The organism is Hamadaea sp. NPDC051192 (genome assembly GCF_040682475.1).
GTDB classification, from domain to species: Bacteria; Actinomycetota; Actinomycetes; order Mycobacteriales; family Micromonosporaceae; genus Hamadaea; species Hamadaea flava.
In genome coordinates, this window is the sequence record NZ_JBFBAZ010000101.1 from 1 (window position 1) to 20,402 (window position 20,402).

The window sequence follows — 20,402 nt, forward strand, 5'->3', positions numbered from 1 at the left end:
GCTTGGTCCTGGATACTGCTCCACATGCAGATCAGGGTTCTAGGTCGAATCTTGGCCCAAGATTCGACCTAGAACCCTGATCCAGCGCCCAAAGACGCAGGAACCTGAAGAGTCAGCGGGCGGCGGCGGCGAGCCGCAGCGAGCGAACGTGCTCGATGAGCGCGATCAACACCTCCCGGCCGGACGCGCGATCGCGGACGTCGCACATGACCAGTGGAACGTTGGGATCCAGGGCCAGCGCGTTGCGTACGGCGTCGGCTTCGAACGGCTGCTCGCCGTAGAAGCAGTTCACCGCCACGATGAACGGGGTCTCCCGCCGTTCGAAGTAGTCGATCGAGGGGAAGCAGTCGGCCAGCCGCCGGGTGTCGGCGAGCACGACCGCGCCGAGGGCGCCGAGGGCCAGTTCGTCCCACAGGAACCAGAATCGGTCCTGGCCCGGAGTGCCGAACAGGTAGAGGACGACGTTGTCGCCGAACGTGATCCGGCCGAAGTCCATCGTCACCGTCGTGGTGGTTTTTCCCTCCACTCCGGACAAATCATCGGATTCGGTGCTCTCCGATGTCAGGACTTCCTCGGTGTGCAGTGGCAGGATCTCGCTCACCGCACCCACGAGCGTCGTCTTGCCTACGCCGAAGCCGCCCGCGATCAGGATCTTGATCGCCGTCGGCACCGGACGCGCCCGGCCGTCAGCTGGTTCGGAGGCCATGGATCACCGCCTGGAGTACGTCGTCGTCGGGAGGGGTGTCGGAGGGGGCGTCGACCTTGGTGATCGCGCCCGCCTCCAGCAGGTCGGCCAGCAGCACGCGGACCACGCCCAGGCCGTAGCCCAGGTGAGAGGCGAGTTCGGCGACCGAGACCGGGTCGCGAGCCCGGGCGAGGATGGCCCGGTGCTCCGGTTGCAGATGGATGGTGCTGCGTTGCAACGCGAACGGCGCCGCCGTCACGTGGCTCAGCAGGTCGAACGTGGCCACGCCGGGTTTCGCCCGGCCGCCGGTGAGCGCGAAGGATCGCACGAGCGGGCCGGCGTCGTCGTCCAGCCAGTCGTGCGAGTTCCCGGACTCCCCGTCAGCGCGCATTCGCCGTACTTCTGGGCTGGGTGGCCAGGTTGTGCCCGATCCGCTCCACCAGCATCGCCATCTCGTAGGCGACCATGCCGATGTCGGAGTCGGCGGCGGCCAGCACCGCGAGGCAGGACCCCTGCCCGGCCGAGGTGACGAGCAGGAAGGCGCTCTCCATCTCGATGATCGTCTGCCGGACCGCGCCCCGCTGGAAATGCCGGCCCGCACTGCGGGACAGGCTCGCGAAACCGGCCGCGACCGCCGCCATGTGCTCGGCCTCGGCCTGCGCGAGGTTGCGCGAGGCGCCCATCAACAGGCCGTCCACCGACAACACGACGGCCTGCTGGGCGGCGGGAACCCGCGCCACGAAGTCGTCGATCAGCCAGTCCAGGCCGTGGGCGGGGTTGCTCATTGCTGCTCCTCCGAACCTTCCAAGGGGGGCGCCGCCTGCTGGGCGGCCTCGGCGCGGCCCCGATTCGTGCCGGCTTGCAGCGAGGACAGCATCGAGCGACTCGCCTCGGGCGCGCGCGAGGTCCGCACGGGTTGCTCTTCTTCACCATTTTGTACGCGCAACTGAGGGGCCAGACTGGCCTGCCGTTGCCGCATGGGCAATCCTTCGGGGCTGAGCTGATGCGGCCCGGCGACCGGCTGGACCGCACTTCTGGCGGCTAGCCCAAGCGGCTCCCCGGCGCTTGCGGCGATCATGGGCTGCTCGGCGGTCGCCTCGTCCATCAGGGCAGGCGGGGCTGGCAACGATGAGCCGCTTGGGTGAAGAGCAGGAGTGCGGTCAGATGAGCCACTTGGGTGAAGAGCAGGAGTGCGGTCAGTCACGACCGCGGTCGCTGCTTTCGGCGTATCACCGGCAGGGAGCGCGGCCACCGCTATCTGGGGGCGGGCCACGGTGAGTTCGCCCTGCGCGGGCCGTTCCTCGACCACCAGCTCGCGCGGCAGCAGCGCGACGGCGGTGATCCCGCCGTAGGGCGACGCACGGAGGGTGACCTTGATGCCGTGCCGCGCGGCCAGCCGCGCCACCACGAACAGACCGAGCCGCGAGCTGTGCGCGGGGTCGAAGTCCGGCGGTTCGGCGAGCCGGGTGTTGGCCTCGTCGATGGCCTCCTGGGGCAGCCCGACGCCGCGGTCCTCGATCTCCACCGCGAACCCGTTGGGCACCAGCTGCCCGGAAAGCTGGACGTGCGTGTCGCGCGGGGAGAAGGCGGTCGCGTTCTCCAGCAGCTCGGCGAGCAGGTGGACGACGTCGCTGACGGCCCGGCCGATCAGCGCCATCTCGGGCAGCGTCACCACCGTGATCCGGGTGTACTCCTCGACTTCGGACACCGCCGAGCGCAGCACGTCGTGCAGCGGGACCGGGTTGCGCCAACCCCGGCCGGGCACCGCGCCCGCCAGGATGACCAGGTCCTCGGAGTGGCGGCGCAGCCGCGTGCCGAGGTGGTCGATGCGGTACAGCTCCTCCAGGTCCTGCGGGTCGGTGACCCGGCGTTCCATCGCGTCGAGCAGCGACAACTGCCGGTGCACCAGCACCTGGCTACGCCGGCCGAGGTTGAGGAAGACCTGGTTGAGGCCGGCCCGCAGATGTGCCTCATGGACCGCCGCCTCGATCGCCGTACGCTGCATCTCGGCGAACGCGCCGCCGAGTTGGCCCAGCTCGTCGTCGGCGTGGCTGAGCGGTGGCGCCTCGGCGTCCACGTCGACCGCCTCGCCGCGCCGCAGCCGGCCGACGACGTCGGGCAGTTTGCGGTCGGCCATGTCGAGCGCTTCGGCCCGCAATTCCCGCAGGCGCCGGATGATCGAGCGCGCGATCCGGATCGACAGCAGCACCAGGCCGATGATCAGCAGGAGGCCGAGCAGACCGGCGATCAGCAGCCGAAGGATGATCCTGGTGGCGGCCGGGGTGGCCGCCTCGATCGCCCGGCCGGCGATCTGGTCCTCCAGATGCGACAGTTCCAGGTTGAGCGCGGTGATGTCGGCGTCCCACTGCTTGCGGTCGATGCCGCCCGGGACCCGGGGGCCCGTCGACTCCGAGATCTTGTCCTCGGCCGCCCGGACGCGGGTGAACGCCTCACTCGTGACGATCTTCTCGTACGCCTCGGCGTCCTCTTGGAGCAGCGAACGCGTACCCACCTCGTAGAGCTGCCGCTGAGCGCCGATCGCCTGCACGATCTGGGCTCGCTCGCCGGGGGCGTACGTGCCGCCGCCCGCCAGCACGCCGCTGATCAGGGCGTCCTCCAGGGAGAACAGGTCGCGGGCCTCGTTGATGGTGGATGCGGTCGTCGACGCGCGGGCCAGCGTGTGATCGTCCACCTCGATCGCGGTGGAGAACACCGCGAACGCCTTGTCGATGATCGCCGTGTACGCGTTGGCCGCCTGCAAGCGGCTGTATCGGGCGGTGTCGACCGAGGCCCGGGCGGTCGGCAGCGAGTCCAGCGCCGTCAGCATCTCGCCGACGCGCTGCAACGCCGTGGCCGACGCGGAACTCCGCAGATCGTCGCTTCCGGCGAGCTGCCGGAGCTTGGCGACCTGCCGGTCGGTGTTGGCCCGCTGTTCCTTCAGCGAACCCGCGACACTGCTGTCCCCGGCGAGCAACTGCGTCGACAGCTTGCGCTCGCGTTCCAGGTAGTACGCGACCGCACCAGCGGGCAGTGCCGCGTTGTTGGCGTTGGTCTCGGCGTCGAGCAGGTTGCCCGCGGCCGACACCGACAGCGTGGTGCTGAACGCCCACATGCCGACCAGCGGCAACAGCGGCGCGAGCAACAGCAGCAGGACGCGCGACCGGATCGTCCAGGTACGCCGGAGGAAGAGGGGTCTGTTCATGGGACCTCATGGGCGGGCTTGGAGTTCGCTGGAGGAGGACCCGGTGATCGTAGGCGATGATCACCGGTTGAGTCAGTACGTCAGGCTCGGCTTTCGTTCCAGGATCGGTCGAGGGCCGTCACGCAGTAGCTCGTGCCACCGGTTTTGGCCGCCGCGCCGTCCTGCCACGAGTGCGTACCGCTCGGCACGGTCGCCACGAGGACCCCGTCGCGATACACCGCGTACCGGTACGCCTTCGGGCCGGATTCGGTGGGACGCCACGTGACCACGGTCTTCTCCGCCGTTCGGCGTACCACCAGGGTGGGTGCGAGCGGCGGATCGGCCTTCAGCCGCGCCGAGACCGGGATGAGCGCGGGCGTCGCGTTGTGCGCGTCGCGGTAGCGCGTCACCGCTCCCAGCTTGTTCGTACGGACGCTTTTGGCGCTGAAATGGATGCTGCCGAGCACGCCCGACTTCTGGTTGAGCGCGATCTGCCGATCCAGTTCCGCTGGATCCTTCCACACGCCCGCGTTGTTGATGCGGTAGTCCGCCTGTCCGATGTAGAGATGCACGTCAGTGCCCTTGACCAATTCGGTCCACCAGCGCAGCAGGACCGCGTAGTCGGCGATCTTGAAGCCGATGTACCAGTAGAGCTGGGGCACGATGTAGTCCAGCCAGCCCTCCTTGATCCAGGTACGCGTGTCGGCGTAGATCGCGGAGTAGCTCTCCAGCCCCTGGGTGGCCGAGCCGCGGCGGTCGCTGTCGTCGTTGCGCCAGATGCCGAACGGGCTGATCCCGAAGCGCACCCACGGCTTGGCCTGCTTGATCCGCTCGTACGTCTCCTTGACGAGCAGGTTGACGTTGTCGCGCCGCCAGTCGTTCTTGTTCTTGCCGCCGCCGTACTTGGCATAGCTGGCCTGATCCGGGAACTCCTGCCCGGTCTTCGGGTACGGGTAGAAGAAGTCGTCGAAGTGCACGCCGTCCAGGTCGTACTTCTCGACCGACTCCAGAATCGAGTCCTCGACCCACTTACGCGCCTCCGGAATCCCCGGATCGAAGTACGCGTGCTTCTCCTCGCCGGCCTTCAACGGGTAGGTGACCGTCCACTCCGGATGCGGGTAGCCCGCCGGCACGACGGGATCCTGGCTCGCCTTGTACGGGTTGTACCAGGCGTGGAACTCCAGGCCCCGCTTGTGCGCCTCGTCCACCGCGTACGCCAGCGGGTCCCAGCCCGGATTCGTGTTGTCCTTCCGCCCGGTGAGCCAGTAGGAGAACGGGGCGAACCCGCTCGGCCAGAAGGCGTCACCGCTGGGGCGTACGTGGACGAAGATCGCGTTGTGGTTCATCTTCACGGCGAGGTCGAGCCACCGCTGATACTCGGCCTTGACGGTCGCCTCCGGCAGACCCGGGCGGCTCGGCCAGTCGATGTTGCGTACCGTGGTCAGCCACATGCCCCGCAGCTCCCGGGGCGCGGTCTGGCCGCAGGCATTGCGATTGACGACCGCCTCGGCGGCCTGCTCGCCGATCGCCCGGCCGGGCCGGCTCACATCGGCCGCCGCCCACAGCCCCAAGCTCCCCACCAGGGCCAAGGCTGTCGCCGCGAACACCCACCTCGCGCGCATTGGCGGACTCTATCCGGAGTTCGCCCGCATCACCATCTGGGAAGTGATCTTGAAGGGGAAATGTCGCTGGGGCTGCGGAAACGGTTCAAGGTCAGCACGCGGCGGTGCGGAAACCGGTGGCTGGGATGGAGCAGGGCTGGCAAGATCCGCACATGGACGTGGTGGCGCGGGCGCGACAGCTCTGGGAGATCCTGGCGGACCAGCCGGTGCGGTTCCCGGAGTCGGGAACGGCGATCGTCGTCGCGCCGAGGTCCAAGCTTTGCCCGCCCGGTTGGTGCGGCACGGTGACCATCGGCGGCGCGACGCTCGTGACCTGTCCGGATGAGGCTTCGGCCGAGGCGATGCGTACCACCGGCGAGTGGGACGACCTGGCGGCGCGGACCCTCGGCCCGGCGCATCTGGCGTACCTCGATCCGGCGCGGTTCCGCCCGGCCGGCTCGGCTGACGCGGTGGCGAAGGACGAACTGCGCGACCTGCTCAGCGTGGTGGACGAGGAAGAGGCCGCCGAGTGTGGCCTCGAAGAGATCGACAGTCTCGCGTACACGCTGGAAGTGAAGGGTGAGATCGTCGCGGCCGCCGGCTATAAGCGCTGGCCGGACGACGTCGCGCACCTTTGTGTTCTCACCCACCCCGAGCATCGCGGGCGTGGTCTTGCGCGCCGCGTCGCCTCGGCCGCCGTCGAGGCCGCGCTGTCCGAGGGCTTGTTCGGTCAGTGGCGGGCCCGGCCCGTGGCCAGCCGCAAGGTCGCGGCGGCTCTGGGATTTCAGGATATTGGTACGCAGTTCAGCCTGCGTTTGAAGGAGCGATGATGATCAGGTATCCCGCGCCGCTGCGACCCGGTGACCGGATCGGAGTCACCTCGCCGTCGAGTGGGGTGCAGGAGCGGTTCCGCCCGCGGCTGGATTTCGCGCTCGCGGAGCTGGCGCGGCGCGGCTACGCGGTGACCGTCGGCGAGTGCATGGACGGTTCCGGGATCGTGTCCGCCCCGGCGGCGCAGCGGGCGGCGGAGTTGACGGCGATGCTGACCGACCCGGGCGTCGGGGCGGTCGTCCCGCCGTGGGGTGGTGAGCTGGCGACCGATCTGCTGCCGCGGCTCGACTTCGCCGCGATCGCCGAGTCGGATCCGGGCTGGCTGGTCGGCTACTCCGACATCTCGACGCTGCTGCTGGCGATCACGACGCGGACGGGTGTGGCGACGCTGCACGGGCAGAACCTGATGCACACGCCGACGGAGCGGCCGGACGGGATCATGCACTGGCTCGACGCGCTGGCCGCCGGGCCGGGTGCGGTGCTGGAGCAGCGCGCGTCGACACATCACAAGGCGCCGGGCTTCTACAACATCATCGGACAGCCCGACCTGGTCGAGGCGAACCTGGATCAGCCGGGTTCGTGGCGGCTGCTCGATCCGGGAGCCGGATCCGTCCGGGTGACCGGGCGGCTGATCGGCGGCTGTGTCGAGACCGTCGTCTGCCTCGCCGGTACGCCGTACGGAGATGTGCGGGCGTTCGCGGAGAACCATGCGCCGGAGGGGCTGATCGTCTACGTCGAGGTGTGCGAGCACGCCGCCGCCGATGTCGCCCGGGAGCTGTACGGATTGCGACTGGCGGGCTGGTTCGACCGGGCGAACGCCATCCTCGTCGGGCGTACGGACGCTCCGGCGGCGGGCTCGTTCACCCAGGACGACGCCGTACGCTTCGCGTTCGGCGATCTGGACATTCCGGTCATCCTCGATGTGGACTGCGGACACGTCGCGCCGGAGCTCGCCCTGGTGAACGGTGCTCTCGCCGAGGTCGTCGTCGACGGCGTCGACCAGCGGATCGTTCAGACCTTGAAGTGAGGGCTCCACTGGACGGCCATCGCCTTGTACCTTTGCGGGCATGGGTCTCGCCACGAAGTTCCGCCAGAAGCTGCGTACGTTCATGCAGCGCCCCGGATCCACCGTCAGCCTCGCCCCGTTCGAGGCCCTGCTGCCTCGGATCGAGGAGCTGGAGGAGGAGCTGAAGGCGCTGTCCGACGACGAGCTGAAGGCTCGGGCGCTGGAGCTGGGCGACCGGCTGACGGGCGCTGGGGAGACCGAGGACAGCGAGCCCGACGAGTCCCCGGAGTACGTGGACTCGCTCCAGCGGGCCCAGCCGGTGATGATCCACGACGACGACCTCGTCGAGATCTGCGCGCTCGGCCGGGAGGCCGGTCGGCGGGCGCTCGACGAGCGCGCCTTCGACACGCAGCTGCTGGGCGCGATGTCGATGCTGGCGGGCACGATCGTCGAGATGGCCACCGGTGAGGGCAAGACCCTGGCTGCCGCGATCGCCGCGTTCGGGTACGCCACCCGCGGCGCACGCGTGCAGATCATGACGGTCAACGACTACCTGGCCCACCGGGACGCCGAGTGGATGCGCCCGGTCTACGACCTGCTCGGCATGACCGTCGGCTCGGTCGGCGAGGGCTCGACGCACGAGGAGCGCGTGGCGGCGTACGCGTGCGACGTGACCTACGCGTCGGTCAGCGAGGCCGGTTTCGACTTCCTCCGCGACCAGCTCGTCACCAAGAAGGACGACGAGGTGATGCCGGGTCTGGCGACGCTGATCCTCGACGAGGCCGACTTCATCCTCATCGACGAGGCCCGGGTGCCGCTGGTGCTGGCGGGCAGCGTCGAGGAACTGGTCTCGCCGGCGCAGAAGGCCGCCGAGATCGTGGCGAAGATGGAGAAGGCCCGCGACTTCATCCGGGTCGAGGGCGGCCGCAACGTCCAGCTCACCGACGCCGGCGCGCGCCTGGTCGAGCGGGAATGGGACGGCATCGACCTGTACGCCCAGGACAACCTCGACAAGCTGACCGCGATCAACCTGGCGCTGCACGCGCGCGTACTCGTGCACCGGGACGTCGACTACATCGTCCGGGACGGGCAGGTTCAGCTCGTCGACAGCGTACGCGGCCGGGTCGCCCAGCGCCGCCGCTGGCCGGACGGGCTGCAGGCGGCGGTCGAGGCGAAGGAGGACGTGCACTCGACGGCCGAGGGCGAGATCCTCGCGACCATCACCGTGCAGGGTTTCGTCGGGCTCTACCCGACGGTCTGCGGCATGACCGGAACGGCCGTCAACGTCGGCGACGAGCTGCGGGAGTTCTACCGCCTCGAGGTCGCGGTGATCCCGCCGAACACCCCGTCGATCCGGACCGACGACGAGGACCGCGTCTACGCCACCGCGGAGGAGAAGGAAGACGCGATCATCGCCGAGGTCGCCGAGGCGCACGAGCAGGGCCGTCCGGTCCTGATCGGCACCCTCGACGTGGCCGAGTCCGAGCGGCTGGCCCGCTCGCTCCGCGAAGCCGAGATCGAGTGCGTCGTCCTCAACGCCAAGAACGACGCCGAAGAGGCGGCGATCATCGCCGAGGCCGGCGCCCTGGGCCGGGTGACCGTGTCGACGCAGATGGCCGGCCGCGGCACCGACATCCGGCTCGGCGGCCGGGACGAGCGCGACCGGGACGAGGTCGTGGAGACGGGCGGCCTCTACGTCATCGGAGCCGGCCGGCACGACAGCCGCCGCGTCGACGACCAGCTCCGCGGCCGCGCCGGCCGCCAGGGCGACCCCGGCGGCTCGGTGTTCTTCGTCAGCCCCGAGGACAGCCTGATCGTGCGCAACGGCGAGGCGTTCACGGCCAACGTCGCCGCCGACGGCCGGATGACCGGAGCCGAGGTCGACTACTCCGTCAGCCACGCCCAGAAGGTCTCCGAAGGCGTGCACTTCGAGATCCACCGCAACACCTGGAAGTACGGCGTACTCGTGGAGCGGCAGCGGCAGCTGCTGGCAGCCAAGCGCCGGGAGCTGCTCAACACCGACCTCGCCGCGCGATGGGTCCTCGAAGCCGACAAGGAGCGCTACGACGAGATCGCCGACGCCATCGGCGACGAGGAGACCGAAGAGGCGGCGCGCTCGATCGCGCTGGCGCACCTCGACCGGGCCTGGGCCGACCACCTGGCGATGCTGTCCGACGTACGCGAAGGCGTCCACCTGCGCGCTCTCGGCCGCCAGGACCCGCTCGACGAATACCACCGGGTCGCCATCCCGGCGTTCAAGGAGCTGACCGAGGGCATCCAGACGAGCACGGTCGAGACCTTCGCCGAGGCGGAGCTGACCGACCCGGACTGGGACACGTCGGCGGCGGGCCTGCCCCGCCCGACCGCGACCTGGACCTACATGGTGCACGAGAACCCGTTCGGGTCCGAGATCGAGCGGTTCGTCTCCGCGATGGCCCGGGCGTTGCTCGGCAAGCGCTCCTGACCCGTTTTCGCAAGGCGCCGGATCCCGTAAACGGGTCCGGCGCCTTCGTGCAGGTGCTGCACTTGACCTATGGCCAAGTACCTGATTCTGTACCGCGCCGATAAGACCATGAACGAGCAGATGAGCGGCTCCACCCCGGAAGAGATGAAGGCCGGGATGGACGCCTGGAACGCCTGGGCCGGCAAGGCCGGTTCCGCGATCGTTGACTTCGGCAACCCGACCAACCCGGTCGACGACGCCGGTGGCGGCCAGCCCGTCGGCGGCTACTCGATCCTGGAGGCGACCGACGCGGACGCGCTCGACCAGATCCTGGAAGGGCACCCGCACGCGGCGCAGGGCGGCACCATCGCCATCTACGAGATCATGCCGATGCCCGGCATGTAACGCACTCTTACGTTTCCTGCAGATCAGGGATATGCAGCCTTCGAGGGCCCATGATCACATGCATATCCCTGATCTGCAGCCCAAAGCGAGCGGAGCGAGGCGCGCGAGGCGGGCGCGGCGTCAGCCGTGCCAGGAGCGCCAGAGCGAAGCGTAGGCGCCACCCGCGCGTACGAGGTCGTCGTGGCTGCCTAGTTCGCTCACCCGGCCCCCTTCCAGCACTGCGACCCGGTCGGCGTCGTGGGCGGTGTTCAGCCGGTGCGCGATCGCGATCACCGTCCGTCCTTCGAGGACGGCGGCCAGCGCCCGTTCGGTGCGGCGGGCTGTCGTCGGGTCGAGGGCGGCGGTGGCCTCGTCGAGGATCAGCGTGTGCGGATCGGCCAGGACCAGCCGGGCCAACGCCAGTTGCTGCGCGTCCGCCGGGCCGAGCGTACGCACGCCGTCGCCGAGTTCGGTGTCCAAGCCGTCCGGGAGGTCGGCGTACCAGTCGGCGCCGACGGCGCCCAGCGCGTCGAGCATGTCGTCGTCGGTCGCGCCGGGCGCGGCGAACGCCAGGTTGTCCCGCAGGCTGCCCATGAACACGTGATGCTCCTGCGTCACCAGCGCGATCCGGCGACGCCGTTCGGCCGGGTCGATCTTCGTCACGGCGAGCCCGCCGAGCGTCACCACGCCTTCACGCGGCGCGTCGATCCCCGCGAGCAGCCGGGCCAGCGTCGACTTGCCCGCCCCGGACGGGCCGACGATCGCCAACCGCTCCCCTGGGCGTACCGCTAGATCTATGCCGTGCAGCACGTCGTGGCCGTCACCGTAGGCGAAGCGCGCGCCGCGCACGATCAGCTCGCGCTGGTTCGAGGCCGGAACCTCGCCGCGGGGCTCGGGCGGCACCATGCCGACGCCCAGCACGCGGGCGAACGACGCAAGCCCGCGCTGGGCTTGTTCGAGCCAGATCATCACGCGGTCGAGCGGGTCGATGGCCTGCTGGACGTAGAGCGTGGCGCTGACGACGACGCCGAGGCTGAGCCCGTGCCGCATGAAGAACCCGCCGGCGAGCAGCATCGCGGCGGCGGGCAGTGCGTAGCCGGCCTCGACGACCGGGAAGAACACCGAGCGCAACGCCAGCGTCCGCCGCCGCGCCTGCCACTGCCGCCCGATCTTCTCGGTGCCATGCGTCACGCGCTCGTCGGCCAGGCGCAAGGCCTCGACGGTGCGGCCACCCTCGGCCGTCGTGGTCAAGGCCTCCGTCAGCTCGGACGCCGTCTCGCCTTCCATGAGGTACGCCGGACTCGCCCGGCGCAGATACCACCGCGCCACGGCAGCAGTGGTGGGTACGCCGGCCAGGGCGACCAGCCCGAGCGGCGGATCCATGACGATCACGGCGCCGAAGATCAGCAGCAGTTGGATGGCGGAGATCAGCAGCGTCGGCACCACCGTACGCACGGTGTTGCCGACCGTGGCGACGTCGACCGAGCTGCGAGTGGCGAGATCGCCGGTGCCGGCCCGTTCGACCGCCGAGACGGGCAGCGCGAGCGTACGCGCGACGAAGTCCTCGCGGAGCCGGGCGTTGGCCCGCTCACCGAACCGGTGCCCGAGGTACTGCGCCTGTCGCGACACGAGCACCTGGATCAGTACGCACGCGCCGACCGCCAGGGCCATCTTGTCCACATCGGAGGCACCGGCGCCCTTGCTGACGGCGTCGACGATCCGGCCGATCAGGAACGGTCCGCCCAACCCGGCGACGGCCGCTACGACATGCAAGGCGATCGCGGCGGCGACGACCTTCTTCTCCCGCCGAGTCAGGTCGGCGGTCTCCCGCCAGACCGTCTTGCGGTCGGCGACCGGAAGCCCCTTCTTCATCGCGCCGCCCCCGTCGTCTCGTCCTCGGTGTCGCGGGCCACCAGCGCTCGGTAACCGGATTCCTGGTGGAGCAGATCCTCATGCCGCCCGCACGCGACGACCTTCTTCTGCGCGATGTAGGTGACCTCGTCGGTGCCGGCGAGCAGCAGGGGAGAGGTCGCGAACACAACCGTCGTACGCCCCTCCCGGTGATCCCGGAGCCGGGCGGCGATCCGAGCCTCGGTGTGCGAGTCGACCGCCGACGTCGGGTCGATCAGGATCAGCACCTCCGGTTCGGCCAGCAGCGCTCTCGCGAGGCGTACGCGTTGGCGCTGGCCGCCCGAGAGGTTGCGGCCCCGGCTGTCGATCGGCTCCTCCAGCCCGTCCTGGAGGGACTCGACGACGTCGTTCGCGGACGCCGTGTGCACCGCTCTCGCGATCGCCCCCCGCTCTTGCTCTCCCGCTTGCTCGCCGGCTCGCGCCGCTGCCTTCGGCGCGCCTTGTTTTGGCGCTGGATCAGGGTTCTGGGTCGAATCTTGGGCCTTGATTCGACTTAGATCCCTGATCTGCCGCCCATCCATCTGCGGGCTGCCGGTGCCGGTGAGGATCTCGCGGAGCGTGCCGGCGAACAGGTACGACTCGTGGTCGGCGACCAGGATGCGTTCGCGTACCTCGGCCAGGTCGATGCTCGTGATCGGCAGCCCGCCCCAGGTCGCCGTCTGCTCGGCGGGCTCGGCCGAGAACCGGCCGAGCCGGTCGGCGATCGCCACCGCCTCGCCCGGATCGTCGCAGGCCACGCCGATCATCCGCGCGGGCTGGACGGTCAGCCCCGACTGGGCATCGTGCAGCTCCGAGTTCGCCTTCGGCCCTGCTTCCTGCCCGGTCGAGCCCACCTCGTCCGGTTCGATCCGCAGTACGTTGATCATGCGCCGCGCGCCGACCATGCCGCGTACGGCCATGTAGCCGCCTTCGAGCAGGAACCACACCGGCACGATGAGGATCGCGACGTAGCCGTAGACCGCGACCAGTTCGCCGACGGTGATCTCCCCGGTGGCCGCCATCCGCGCGGCCAGCCAGACGACCGCCGCGAGGAACAGCCCGGGGATGCCGACGGTCAGCGCCTGCACCCAGCTCATGATCGACCCGACCCGGTAGCCCTTGTCCAGCAGCGTCTGGGAGCGGTCGGCGTACCGGCGCAGGAACAGGTCGCGGCCGCCGACGCCGGCGAGCACCCGCAGCCCGGAGACGATGTCCCCGGCGCGGGCGGTCAGGATGCCCAGCTCATGCCGGTAGCTGCTGTCCACGCCCTGCAGCTTCGACAGCAGCGGCCAGACGAAGGCCGCGACCACGGGCACGCCCAGCAGCACGAACAGGGCCAGCATCGGGTTCACCGACCAGAGCACCACCGCTGCGACGGCGTACGCCAACACCGCGCCGACACCCGGCCCGGTCATCGTCAACGCCCACGAGATCTGCGTGATGTCCGTGCCGCCGACGGTCGCCACCTCACCCGAGGTGATCTTCTTCGGCAGCACCGAACCGACGCGCGTGATGTGCTTGAGCAGCACCTGAGCCGACCGGGCGGTGGCGTCCTCCCGGATGAAGGTCATCGTCCGGTGGCGGGTGATCCCGAGCCAGGCCAGCACCATCCCAGCCAGCACGATCGTGCCGACCCAGAACAGCAACGCCTCGGTGTCACCCGTACGCAATCCGTCGTCGATCGCGCGGGCGATCAGATACGGGCGCACGGACAGCCCCACCATCCAGAGCGTGCCGACGACACTGCCTCTCAGTACGCGGGCCTTCTGGGCGGTGACGAGCCACCAGAGGTAGCGGATCGGACTTCGAGTGTCGGGAACGCCGGGATCGGGGTGGGGGAGGCGTGGGGGCATGATCTCAGGCTACCTAGCCCGTCATGTGCTGTTCACACCCATTTCGCGTACGGCGAAGGTTCTCCATAAGGTTCCCCGGAGGCGGCCGGTCGGCCCCTGTGTGACATCGGCGACACCGCATACGCTGACCGCGGCACCCGAGCTTGCCGGAGGCGCTTCGTGACGGCCAAGACCACCGAGATCGCGGCGGAACAACGCTACTTCGACGACGCTCAGCTGCACTGGGAACGATGGCTCGGCCAGGCCCGGGCGTTGGCCGACGCGGCGGCCGACAAGGCGGCGGCACGGGCGCTGAAACGGCTGGGCGACGCCCAGATCGCCCAGTTCGTCGACAGCCGGGCGGTCGCGGTCGGCCGCATCGATCACGAGGACGGCCTCGCCCTCTACATCGGCCGGCACCTGATCAAGGACGACCAGGGCGAGGTGCTGGTCGTCAGCTGGCAGGCCGACGCCGCCGCACCCTTTCACCTGGCTAGTCCCGGGCAGCCGAACGGGCTTGTCCGGAAGCGCACGTTCGAGTGCCAGGACAACACGATCCTCGACTACGCCGACGTGGTCTTCGCCGACGTCGGCTCGGGCATCGACAGCGCGCTGCTGGCCGAACTCGGCCGCCGCCGCGACGGCGCGTTGCGGGACATCGTCGCGACCATTCAGGCCGCGCAGTACGAGCTGATCCGGGCGTCGATGGACCAACTGCTGGTCATCGAGGGCGGTCCCGGAACCGGCAAGACGGAGATCGCGCTGCATCGGGTGTCGTGGCTGCTGTACCACCACGCTGATCGGCTCACCGGGGACGACGTCCTGGTCATCGGGCCGAATCCGACCTTCATGCGATACATCAGCCGGGTGCTGCCCGCGCTCGGCGACGCCGACGTGCTGATGCGTGACGTCAGCCAGCTCGCCCCGGTCGACGGGCGTACCCGCCGCGCGGAGGCACCCGAGGTGGCCCGGCTGAAGGGCGACGTCCGGCTGGCCGCGTTGCTGGCCCGGGCCCTCGATCTGCGCATCGGTACGCCAGAGGCGGCCGAGCGCCTGCAGGTGCCCGGTGGTTACGTGACCCTGCCCGGGCCGGATGTCGCCGACCTGCTCACCGCGTGCCGCTCGGCGACCGGCACGTACGCCGAGCGGCGTCGGCTGTTCCGGAGCCGGTTGACGGCGGCACTGGCGGAACGGCTGGGCTCTGATCCGGGTCCGCAGCCGGCCGTCGACGCACTCGTCGAGCGGCTGTGGCCGCAGCTGAGCGGAGCCGCGTTCCTGCGCGACCTGTTCCAGTCCCGCAGTCGCCTCACGGCGGCGGCCGCCGGCATCCTCACGGCCGATGAGCTGGCGCGGCTGCACCGCCGGGGCAGCGATCGGCTCTCCCAGGAGCGGTGGTCGGCGGCCGACCTGCCGTTACTGGACGAGGTGGACGCGCTGATCAACGGCGTACGCGCCCGTTATGCCCACGTCGTGGTCGACGAGGTGCAGGATCTGTCGCCGATGCAGCTGCGGTCGATCGCCCGGCGGTCGAAGGACGGGTCGATGACGATCGTCGGCGATCTCGCCCAGGCGACCGGAGCGTGGGGCGCCGACAGCTGGGCGGAGATCACCCGGCATCTGCCGGACAACCGGCCCGTCGTGGTACGCCCGTTGCGGTTCGGCTATCGCGTACCAGAGCAAATCATGTCTTTCGCGGGCAGGCTGTTGCTGAAGGCCGCACCGTCGATCACGCCGCCGCAGGCGGTGCAGGTCGGGACCGCCGCGCCGACCGTCTTGCGCGTGGGCGTGGGGGAGCGGGGCCGGCTCGTCGCGACGACAGCGCACTTGCACGCCAAGGCGGGCCGGTACGTCGGGGTGATCTGTCCGGCCAAGTGCCGCCGTGAGGTGGAGGCGGCGCTCACCGAGGCCGGGGTCGGCTGGGTCGATGGCACCGGAGAGGGCGAACGGGCCGACGGCGACGTGACGCTCATCGGCCCGGCCGACGCGAAGGGCCTGGAGTTCGACGTCGCGATCGTCGTGGAGCCGGAGGCGATCGTCGACGAGGACCAGCGCGGTCATCGCATGCTCTACGTCGCCTTCACCCGTGCTACGACCGAGCTGGCCGTGATCTGCGTCGGCGAACCGCTGCCCCTCGACCGCGAGCCCGGTACGCGCGTCGTGGTCCCCACCGGCGTGACCGGAGACCAGGTCGGTTACGAGGTCGCCCGGCTGGCGGAGTACGTCGCCGAGCGGATCCGCAAGTCATTGCCGGAGCAGCAGTGGGATCAGGTGCTCACGATGGTGCGCAAACGCCTGACCCCGAACGACCCCGCCGACCGCTGAACTTCCATCACGGCCTCGCCGCACCTGGCCGAGTGGCCGCACGTAGCCAAGCCGCCGCACGTAGCAAGAGTTGCCGCGCGTGGCCGACCGGTCAGCGGGCGTGCCGTTGCAGCGCGTCGCTGTCGATCCGCCGGCCGACGAGCAGGTTCACGATCGTGTCGATGACGATCGGCTTCGTCGCCTTAGCCGGAACCGGGACGTCCAGCATCTTGCACAGTTCCTTGAGCGCCACTGCGGTCAGCTTCAGGTCATTGATGTAGCGAGTCGCGGCGGCGCGGTCGTCGATACGAGCCAGATCGGCCGCGATCCGCTCGGCGTCCACCGCGGCCGAGGCCGCCTTCGTCGTCCGGCTCGTCGCACCGCCGACGCGGGCGCCCTTGGGGATCACTGCGAGCTTGGCCTCCCCGCTCAGCAGGTCGCCCACCTGATCCGACGGCAGCTTCCGCAGGAAGTCCGCCAGGTGGAGCAGGAGAGCGTGCGTCTGGTCGATCGCTGCGTCGGTCATCGCGTTCCCTCGGAGGTCAGGTTCGGATCCGGGCGTAGAACTCGCTGGTCAACTGCTGAAGCTCGTATTGCACGGTGGCGTTGCCGCCGGGTGCCAGGACGACCGGCAACCCGTTCTCGGACCCGCCGAACAGACTGTTGCTCTGCCGGATCCGCTGGTCGAAGACCTTGATCTCCAAGGGGTCGAGGCCACGGATGCCGCTCTGGTGGGCGTTGATGGGTTGCGTTCCGGCGTACTGCACCATGTTCAGCACCACCCCGAGGATCTCCGGTGCGACGTCGGGGATGGTCGATCCGGTCAGCGCGGCTGCCCGACCGTAGTCGTCGATCAGCTCGGACAGGCGACCGCGCAGGTAGCTTATGCCTAGCGTGGACAGGTAATCGGGCCGGGCGGGCACGAGAACGCCGTCGCTGGCCACGATGCCGGCCCGGGTCATCATCCCGAAGTTGGGCGGGCAGTCGAGCAGGATCACGTCGTAGCCGTCGAACGCCGGTCGGGCCAGCGCGTCGGCCAGAACCCGGTGTACGCGCAGGAAGTTGGGGCTGCGTACCTGGACGCGCGAGCCGCCGAGTTCGATCGCGAGATCCTGGTCGGCGTCGATGAGGCCGAGGTGCGACGCCACGATGTCCAGCCGGCCGCCGTTGGCCGCGGCGACCTCATTGACGCGCGCCGGGGTGAGCGTGAAACCTTCCAGCGGCTCCGCCTCGCCCCCGCTGAGGAGCGGGCCGATCCACTGCAGGACCGTCCGGGCGTCCTCGATCTCGTTCTCCCATTGGGTCGCGGTGTAGAAGCAGAACGTCAGGCTCGCCTGCGGATCCAGGTCCACGAGCAGGACGCGGCGACCGCGTTGCGCGAGTTCGGCGCCGATGTTGGCGGTGAGCGTGGTCTTGCCGACGCCACCCTTGTAGTTGATGACCGACACGACGCGAGGCATGCAGGCATCGTGCCATCGCCTCGCCCGCCGGGTTGTCGCCTGCGAAACAGTTGCCGCCTCCGGAACAGGAGGAACAGGCCGCGATTGACCAGGGATCGAAGAACTTATAAGTTTAACGTCACGACAAACTCAATCGTGGTCTACCAGGGATGTTGCTGGCCATTTCGTCGCCGTCGCCGTTGCGATGCACATCGTGCACCGCCGCCCAACGACGCCCCGCGCCGACCACCTCGTGGAAGGTCAAGTCATGCGTAGACGTGCTTCCGCCGCCCTGGCGGGTGTGGCGGCGCTGGTCGCCGCGACCGGAGCCGCGGTGATCACCGCGCTTCCGGCGTCGGCCGCGGCCGGCTGTACCGTCCAGTACTCGGTCTCGTCCCAGTGGCCCGGCGGTTTCGGGGCCAACGTCGCCATCACCAACCTCGGGAGCCCGATCTCCTCGTGGACGCTGGTGTGGTCGTTCGGCGCCGCGCAGACCGTCACCCAGTACTGGAACGCGACCGTCACCCAGAGCGGCTCCACGGTCACCGCCAAGAACGTCAGCTACAACGGTTCGCTCGCCACCAACGCGTCCACCTCGTTCGGCTTCAACGGCTCGTGGAACAACTCGTCCAACCCTGTGCCGACGAGCTTCACCCTCAACGGCACCGCTTGCACCGGCACCGTCACCAGTTCGCCCACGCCGTCTTCGACAAGCGCGTCGCCGACCGCGTCACCGACCTCTTCGCCGTCGCCGAGTTCGAGCGGCTCCACGGGCGTGCCGTCAGACGCCGCCTGGGTGGCCACCGGCCAGTGGGACAGCTGGACCAACAACGGGTACACGCTGAACAACGACGTCTGGGGCTCGGGTGCCGGACCGCAGACGATCTGGGCGCGTACCGGGACGAACTGGGGAGTCATCGCCAACCACCCGAGGACGTCCGGGGTCAAGGCGTACCCGCACACCGGGAAGACGATCAACCGGACGATCAGCTCGCTGGCCAGCCTCACCACCTCGTTCAACGTGAGCGTGCCGAGTGACGGCGACTGGGAGACCGCGTACGACATCTGGGCCAACAACTACGCCTACGAGGTGATGTTGTGGACCAACAAGAACGGCGCGGTCGGGCCGATCGCCGACTCGTACGACTCCAACGGCGCGGTGCCGTCGTTCACCAACCTGAGCGTCGGCGGCCAGACCTGGAACGTCTACAAAGGCAACAACGGCAGCAACGCGGTCTTCTCGTTCCTGCGGACGAGCAACACCAACTCGGGCAGCATCGACGTGCTGGCCGTGCTGAAGTGGCTGCGGACCCAGGGCTGGTGGGCCGATGTGACCGTCGGCGACGTGCAGTTCGGCTTCGAGCTGTCCGGAACCGCCGGTCAGCAGGCCTTCACCTGTAACAGCTTCGCGATCACCTACAGCTGATCCGATCCCCGGCGCAGCGCGCACGAGTTCCCCGCCAGGAGAGGAGTCCTCCTTATCCTGGCGGGGTGACGTTGCGATTCGAGACTCGTGGGTCCGACTCGCCGTGGATCGACACCGTGTGGACCTGCACCAGCGATCAGGTCACCGAGATGACCTCCGTCGCGGGGGTCTGCTGGGGTCTGGTGTTCTGGGAACGCGAAGGCACCGCGTACGCGGCGATCACCGGCCCGGAGACGAGCGCCGGAACCGCGCCGGTGCCCGAAGGCGCGACCTTCGTCGGCATCGAGTTCGCGGTCGGCACGTCGCTGCGTGCCATCCCGGTGCCGGTGCTCGTCGGCGGTGGGATCGGCCTCCCCGACGTCACCCAGAGAAGCTTCCCGCTCGACGGAGTGCGCTGGGAGAGGCCGGCCGCCGACGACGCAGAGGCGCTGGTGGAGCGCCTCATCCGGGCCGGAGCCGTCCTCCGCGACCCGCTGGTCAGCGAGGTACGCCGAGGCCACCCCGCCGACGTGTCAGCGCGTACGCTCGAACGCCGGTTCCGGTCGACGACCGGGCTCACCCAAGGCGCCGTACGCCAGATCGAACGGGCGCGGACGGCGGCGGCGCTCCTGGCTGCGGGAACGCCGATCGCCGACGTCGTCTTCGCGCTCGAATACTTCGACGCGCCGCACCTGGCCGTCGCGCTGCGCCGCTACATCGGGCGTACCGCCGTGCAACTGCGCGAGGGCGACGGTGGCGCGATCGCCCTGGACCTCGGTCAGCGGGTCACGTCGTAGATCACCTTCATGATCCCGTTCGGGTACGCCGCCGACTCGCGCAGCGTGAGCATCTGCTTCTCACGGTCGGACCGGCTGAACACGCTCTTGCCCTCGCCGAGCAGGATGGGGAAGACGAGCAGGTTGTACTGGTCGACGAGACCGGCGTCCGACAGGCGCCGGGCGAGTTCGGCGCTGCCGTGGATGAAGATCGCACCGCCCTCGCCCTGCTTGAGCGCGGCGACGTCGTCGGCCGAGCGCAGGATGGTCGTCGGACCCCAGCCGTCGACGATCGCCTCGTCGCCGAGCGTGCTCGACACCACGTACTTGGGCAGCTCCTTGTAGGCGGCGTGGTCCTCCGACTCGCGCCAGGTCGGCGCGAACGCCTCATAGCTGCGCCGGCCGAACATCAGCGCGGTCGTGTCGGCCAGCTCCTCGCCCTTGAGGGCGAACGCATCGGGCAGGAACTCGATGTCCTTGAACACCCAGCCGCCGCTGCGGTGCTCCTCGCCCGGCCCGCCGCCGGGGGAGTCCACCACACCGTCGAGGGACATGAACCCGGTGTAGACCAGCTTGCGCATCTGCCGTTCTCCTCACAACTCATGCGGCGTCGGGTCGACGCGCTGTC

General features: G+C 69.6%; 17 protein-coding genes. 7 read left to right on the forward strand and 10 right to left on the reverse strand.

All coding sequences use genetic code 11. The annotated features are described in order from the left end of the window. Positions 1–112: 112 nt before the first annotated feature. From AB0M47_RS30820 to AB0M47_RS30840, 5 genes are all read right to left on the reverse strand, one after another. Positions 113–706 carry an ATP/GTP-binding protein gene (locus tag AB0M47_RS30820; RefSeq protein ID WP_253760634.1) on the reverse strand — a complete coding sequence of 198 codons (594 nt, stop codon included), beginning with the start codon at positions 704–706 and terminating at the stop codon, positions 113–115. Then, positions 687–1,076 carry a DUF742 domain-containing protein gene (locus AB0M47_RS30825; protein WP_363420237.1) on the reverse strand — a complete coding sequence of 130 codons (390 nt, stop codon included), beginning with the start codon at positions 1,074–1,076 and terminating at the stop codon, positions 687–689. Before AB0M47_RS30825 ends, AB0M47_RS30820 begins: the two co-directional genes overlap by 20 nt. Continuing rightward, positions 1,066–1,470, reverse strand: a complete 405-nt coding sequence (locus tag AB0M47_RS30830) for a roadblock/LC7 domain-containing protein (RefSeq protein WP_253760636.1) — start codon at positions 1,468–1,470, stop codon at positions 1,066–1,068. The genes AB0M47_RS30825 and AB0M47_RS30830 overlap by 11 nt, the downstream gene beginning before the upstream one ends. After that, positions 1,467–3,887, reverse strand: coding sequence for a nitrate- and nitrite sensing domain-containing protein (locus AB0M47_RS30835; RefSeq protein WP_363420239.1), 2,421 nt, complete (start codon positions 3,885–3,887; stop codon positions 1,467–1,469). Before AB0M47_RS30835 ends, AB0M47_RS30830 begins: the two co-directional genes overlap by 4 nt. Positions 3,888–3,967: 80 nt before the next feature. Then, positions 3,968–5,488, reverse strand: a complete 1,521-nt coding sequence (locus tag AB0M47_RS30840) for a family 10 glycosylhydrolase (RefSeq protein ID WP_363420241.1) — start codon at positions 5,486–5,488, stop codon at positions 3,968–3,970. 152 nt (positions 5,489–5,640) lie between these two features. Between AB0M47_RS30840 and AB0M47_RS30845 the strand changes: the two genes are divergently transcribed. From AB0M47_RS30845 to AB0M47_RS30860, 4 genes are all read left to right on the forward strand, one after another. After that, a complete protein-coding gene (locus AB0M47_RS30845) occupies positions 5,641–6,297 on the forward strand; it encodes a GNAT family N-acetyltransferase (protein WP_363420243.1) in 657 nt (218 codons plus the stop codon). Next, entirely contained in the window at positions 6,297–7,325 is a 1,029-nt protein-coding gene (locus AB0M47_RS30850; protein ID WP_363420245.1) for a S66 peptidase family protein, read from the forward strand. Before AB0M47_RS30845 ends, AB0M47_RS30850 begins: the two co-directional genes overlap by 1 nt. A gap of 40 nt (positions 7,326–7,365) precedes the next feature. Then, on the forward strand, positions 7,366–9,768 hold the full coding sequence (gene secA2, locus AB0M47_RS30855) for an accessory Sec system translocase SecA2 (protein ID WP_363420247.1): 2,403 nt from the start codon (positions 7,366–7,368) through the stop codon (positions 9,766–9,768). A gap of 69 nt (positions 9,769–9,837) precedes the next feature. Further along, a complete protein-coding gene (locus AB0M47_RS30860; RefSeq protein WP_363420249.1) occupies positions 9,838–10,152 on the forward strand; it encodes a YciI family protein in 315 nt (104 codons plus the stop codon). 120 nt (positions 10,153–10,272) lie between these two features. Here the strand turns inward: AB0M47_RS30860 and AB0M47_RS30865 are convergent, their stop codons facing one another. Both AB0M47_RS30865 and AB0M47_RS30870 read right to left on the reverse strand, forming a co-directional pair. Then, positions 10,273–12,003, reverse strand: a complete 1,731-nt coding sequence (locus tag AB0M47_RS30865) for an ABC transporter ATP-binding protein (protein WP_363420251.1) — start codon at positions 12,001–12,003, stop codon at positions 10,273–10,275. After that, on the reverse strand, positions 12,000–13,874 hold the full coding sequence (locus tag AB0M47_RS30870; protein ID WP_363420253.1) for an ABC transporter ATP-binding protein: 1,875 nt from the start codon (positions 13,872–13,874) through the stop codon (positions 12,000–12,002). Before AB0M47_RS30870 ends, AB0M47_RS30865 begins: the two co-directional genes overlap by 4 nt. A gap of 159 nt (positions 13,875–14,033) precedes the next feature. On the opposite strand from AB0M47_RS30870, the gene AB0M47_RS30875 reads away from it, so the two are divergent. Continuing rightward, positions 14,034–16,175 carry a UvrD-helicase domain-containing protein gene (locus AB0M47_RS30875; protein ID WP_363420254.1) on the forward strand — a complete coding sequence of 714 codons (2,142 nt, stop codon included), beginning with the start codon at positions 14,034–14,036 and terminating at the stop codon, positions 16,173–16,175. Positions 16,176–16,266: 91 nt separating this feature from the next. Here the strand turns inward: AB0M47_RS30875 and AB0M47_RS30880 are convergent, their stop codons facing one another. Continuing rightward, positions 16,267–16,680 carry a hypothetical protein gene (locus AB0M47_RS30880; RefSeq protein WP_363420256.1) on the reverse strand — a complete coding sequence of 138 codons (414 nt, stop codon included), beginning with the start codon at positions 16,678–16,680 and terminating at the stop codon, positions 16,267–16,269. A gap of 16 nt (positions 16,681–16,696) precedes the next feature. Beyond that, complete coding sequence (locus AB0M47_RS30885; protein ID WP_363420258.1) at positions 16,697–17,614, reverse strand: ParA family protein; 918 nt, start codon at positions 17,612–17,614, stop codon at positions 16,697–16,699. Between the two features lie 247 nt (positions 17,615–17,861). Between AB0M47_RS30885 and AB0M47_RS30890 the strand changes: the two genes are divergently transcribed. Further along, entirely contained in the window at positions 17,862–19,019 is a 1,158-nt protein-coding gene (locus AB0M47_RS30890; protein WP_363420260.1) for a cellulose binding domain-containing protein, read from the forward strand. A gap of 65 nt (positions 19,020–19,084) precedes the next feature. Beyond that, positions 19,085–19,795, forward strand: a complete 711-nt coding sequence (locus tag AB0M47_RS30895) for a helix-turn-helix domain-containing protein (RefSeq protein ID WP_363420262.1) — start codon at positions 19,085–19,087, stop codon at positions 19,793–19,795. On the opposite strand, the gene AB0M47_RS30900 is transcribed toward AB0M47_RS30895, so the two are convergent. Continuing rightward, on the reverse strand, positions 19,777–20,355 hold the full coding sequence (locus tag AB0M47_RS30900; RefSeq protein ID WP_363420264.1) for a dihydrofolate reductase family protein: 579 nt from the start codon (positions 20,353–20,355) through the stop codon (positions 19,777–19,779). The genes AB0M47_RS30895 and AB0M47_RS30900 overlap by 19 nt on opposite strands. Positions 20,356–20,402: the final 47 nt, after the last annotated feature.

Bases quoted from the DNA above. Each gene is read 5' to 3' on its own strand.
- AB0M47_RS30820 (WP_253760634.1), bottom strand. From the start codon at position 706: ATGGCCTCCGAACCAGCTGACGGCCGGGCGCGTCCGGTGCCGACGGCG.
- AB0M47_RS30825 (WP_363420237.1), bottom strand. From the start codon at position 1,076: ATGCGCGCTGACGGGGAGTCCGGGAACTCGCACGACTGGCTGGACGAC.
- AB0M47_RS30830 (WP_253760636.1), bottom strand. From the start codon at position 1,470: ATGAGCAACCCCGCCCACGGCCTGGACTGGCTGATCGACGACTTCGTG.
- AB0M47_RS30835 (WP_363420239.1), bottom strand. From the start codon at position 3,887: ATGAACAGACCCCTCTTCCTCCGGCGTACCTGGACGATCCGGTCGCGC.
- AB0M47_RS30840 (WP_363420241.1), bottom strand. From the start codon at position 5,488: ATGCGCGCGAGGTGGGTGTTCGCGGCGACAGCCTTGGCCCTGGTGGGG.
- AB0M47_RS30845 (WP_363420243.1), top strand. From the start codon at position 5,641: ATGGACGTGGTGGCGCGGGCGCGACAGCTCTGGGAGATCCTGGCGGAC.
- AB0M47_RS30850 (WP_363420245.1), top strand. From the start codon at position 6,297: ATGATCAGGTATCCCGCGCCGCTGCGACCCGGTGACCGGATCGGAGTC.
- secA2 (WP_363420247.1), top strand. From the start codon at position 7,366: ATGGGTCTCGCCACGAAGTTCCGCCAGAAGCTGCGTACGTTCATGCAG.
- AB0M47_RS30860 (WP_363420249.1), top strand. From the start codon at position 9,838: ATGGCCAAGTACCTGATTCTGTACCGCGCCGATAAGACCATGAACGAG.
- AB0M47_RS30865 (WP_363420251.1), bottom strand. From the start codon at position 12,003: ATGAAGAAGGGGCTTCCGGTCGCCGACCGCAAGACGGTCTGGCGGGAG.
- AB0M47_RS30870 (WP_363420253.1), bottom strand. From the start codon at position 13,874: ATGCCCCCACGCCTCCCCCACCCCGATCCCGGCGTTCCCGACACTCGA.
- AB0M47_RS30880 (WP_363420256.1), bottom strand. From the start codon at position 16,680: ATGACCGACGCAGCGATCGACCAGACGCACGCTCTCCTGCTCCACCTG.
- AB0M47_RS30885 (WP_363420258.1), bottom strand. From the start codon at position 17,614: ATGCCTCGCGTCGTGTCGGTCATCAACTACAAGGGTGGCGTCGGCAAG.
- AB0M47_RS30890 (WP_363420260.1), top strand. From the start codon at position 17,862: ATGCGTAGACGTGCTTCCGCCGCCCTGGCGGGTGTGGCGGCGCTGGTC.
- AB0M47_RS30900 (WP_363420264.1), bottom strand. From the start codon at position 20,355: ATGCGCAAGCTGGTCTACACCGGGTTCATGTCCCTCGACGGTGTGGTG.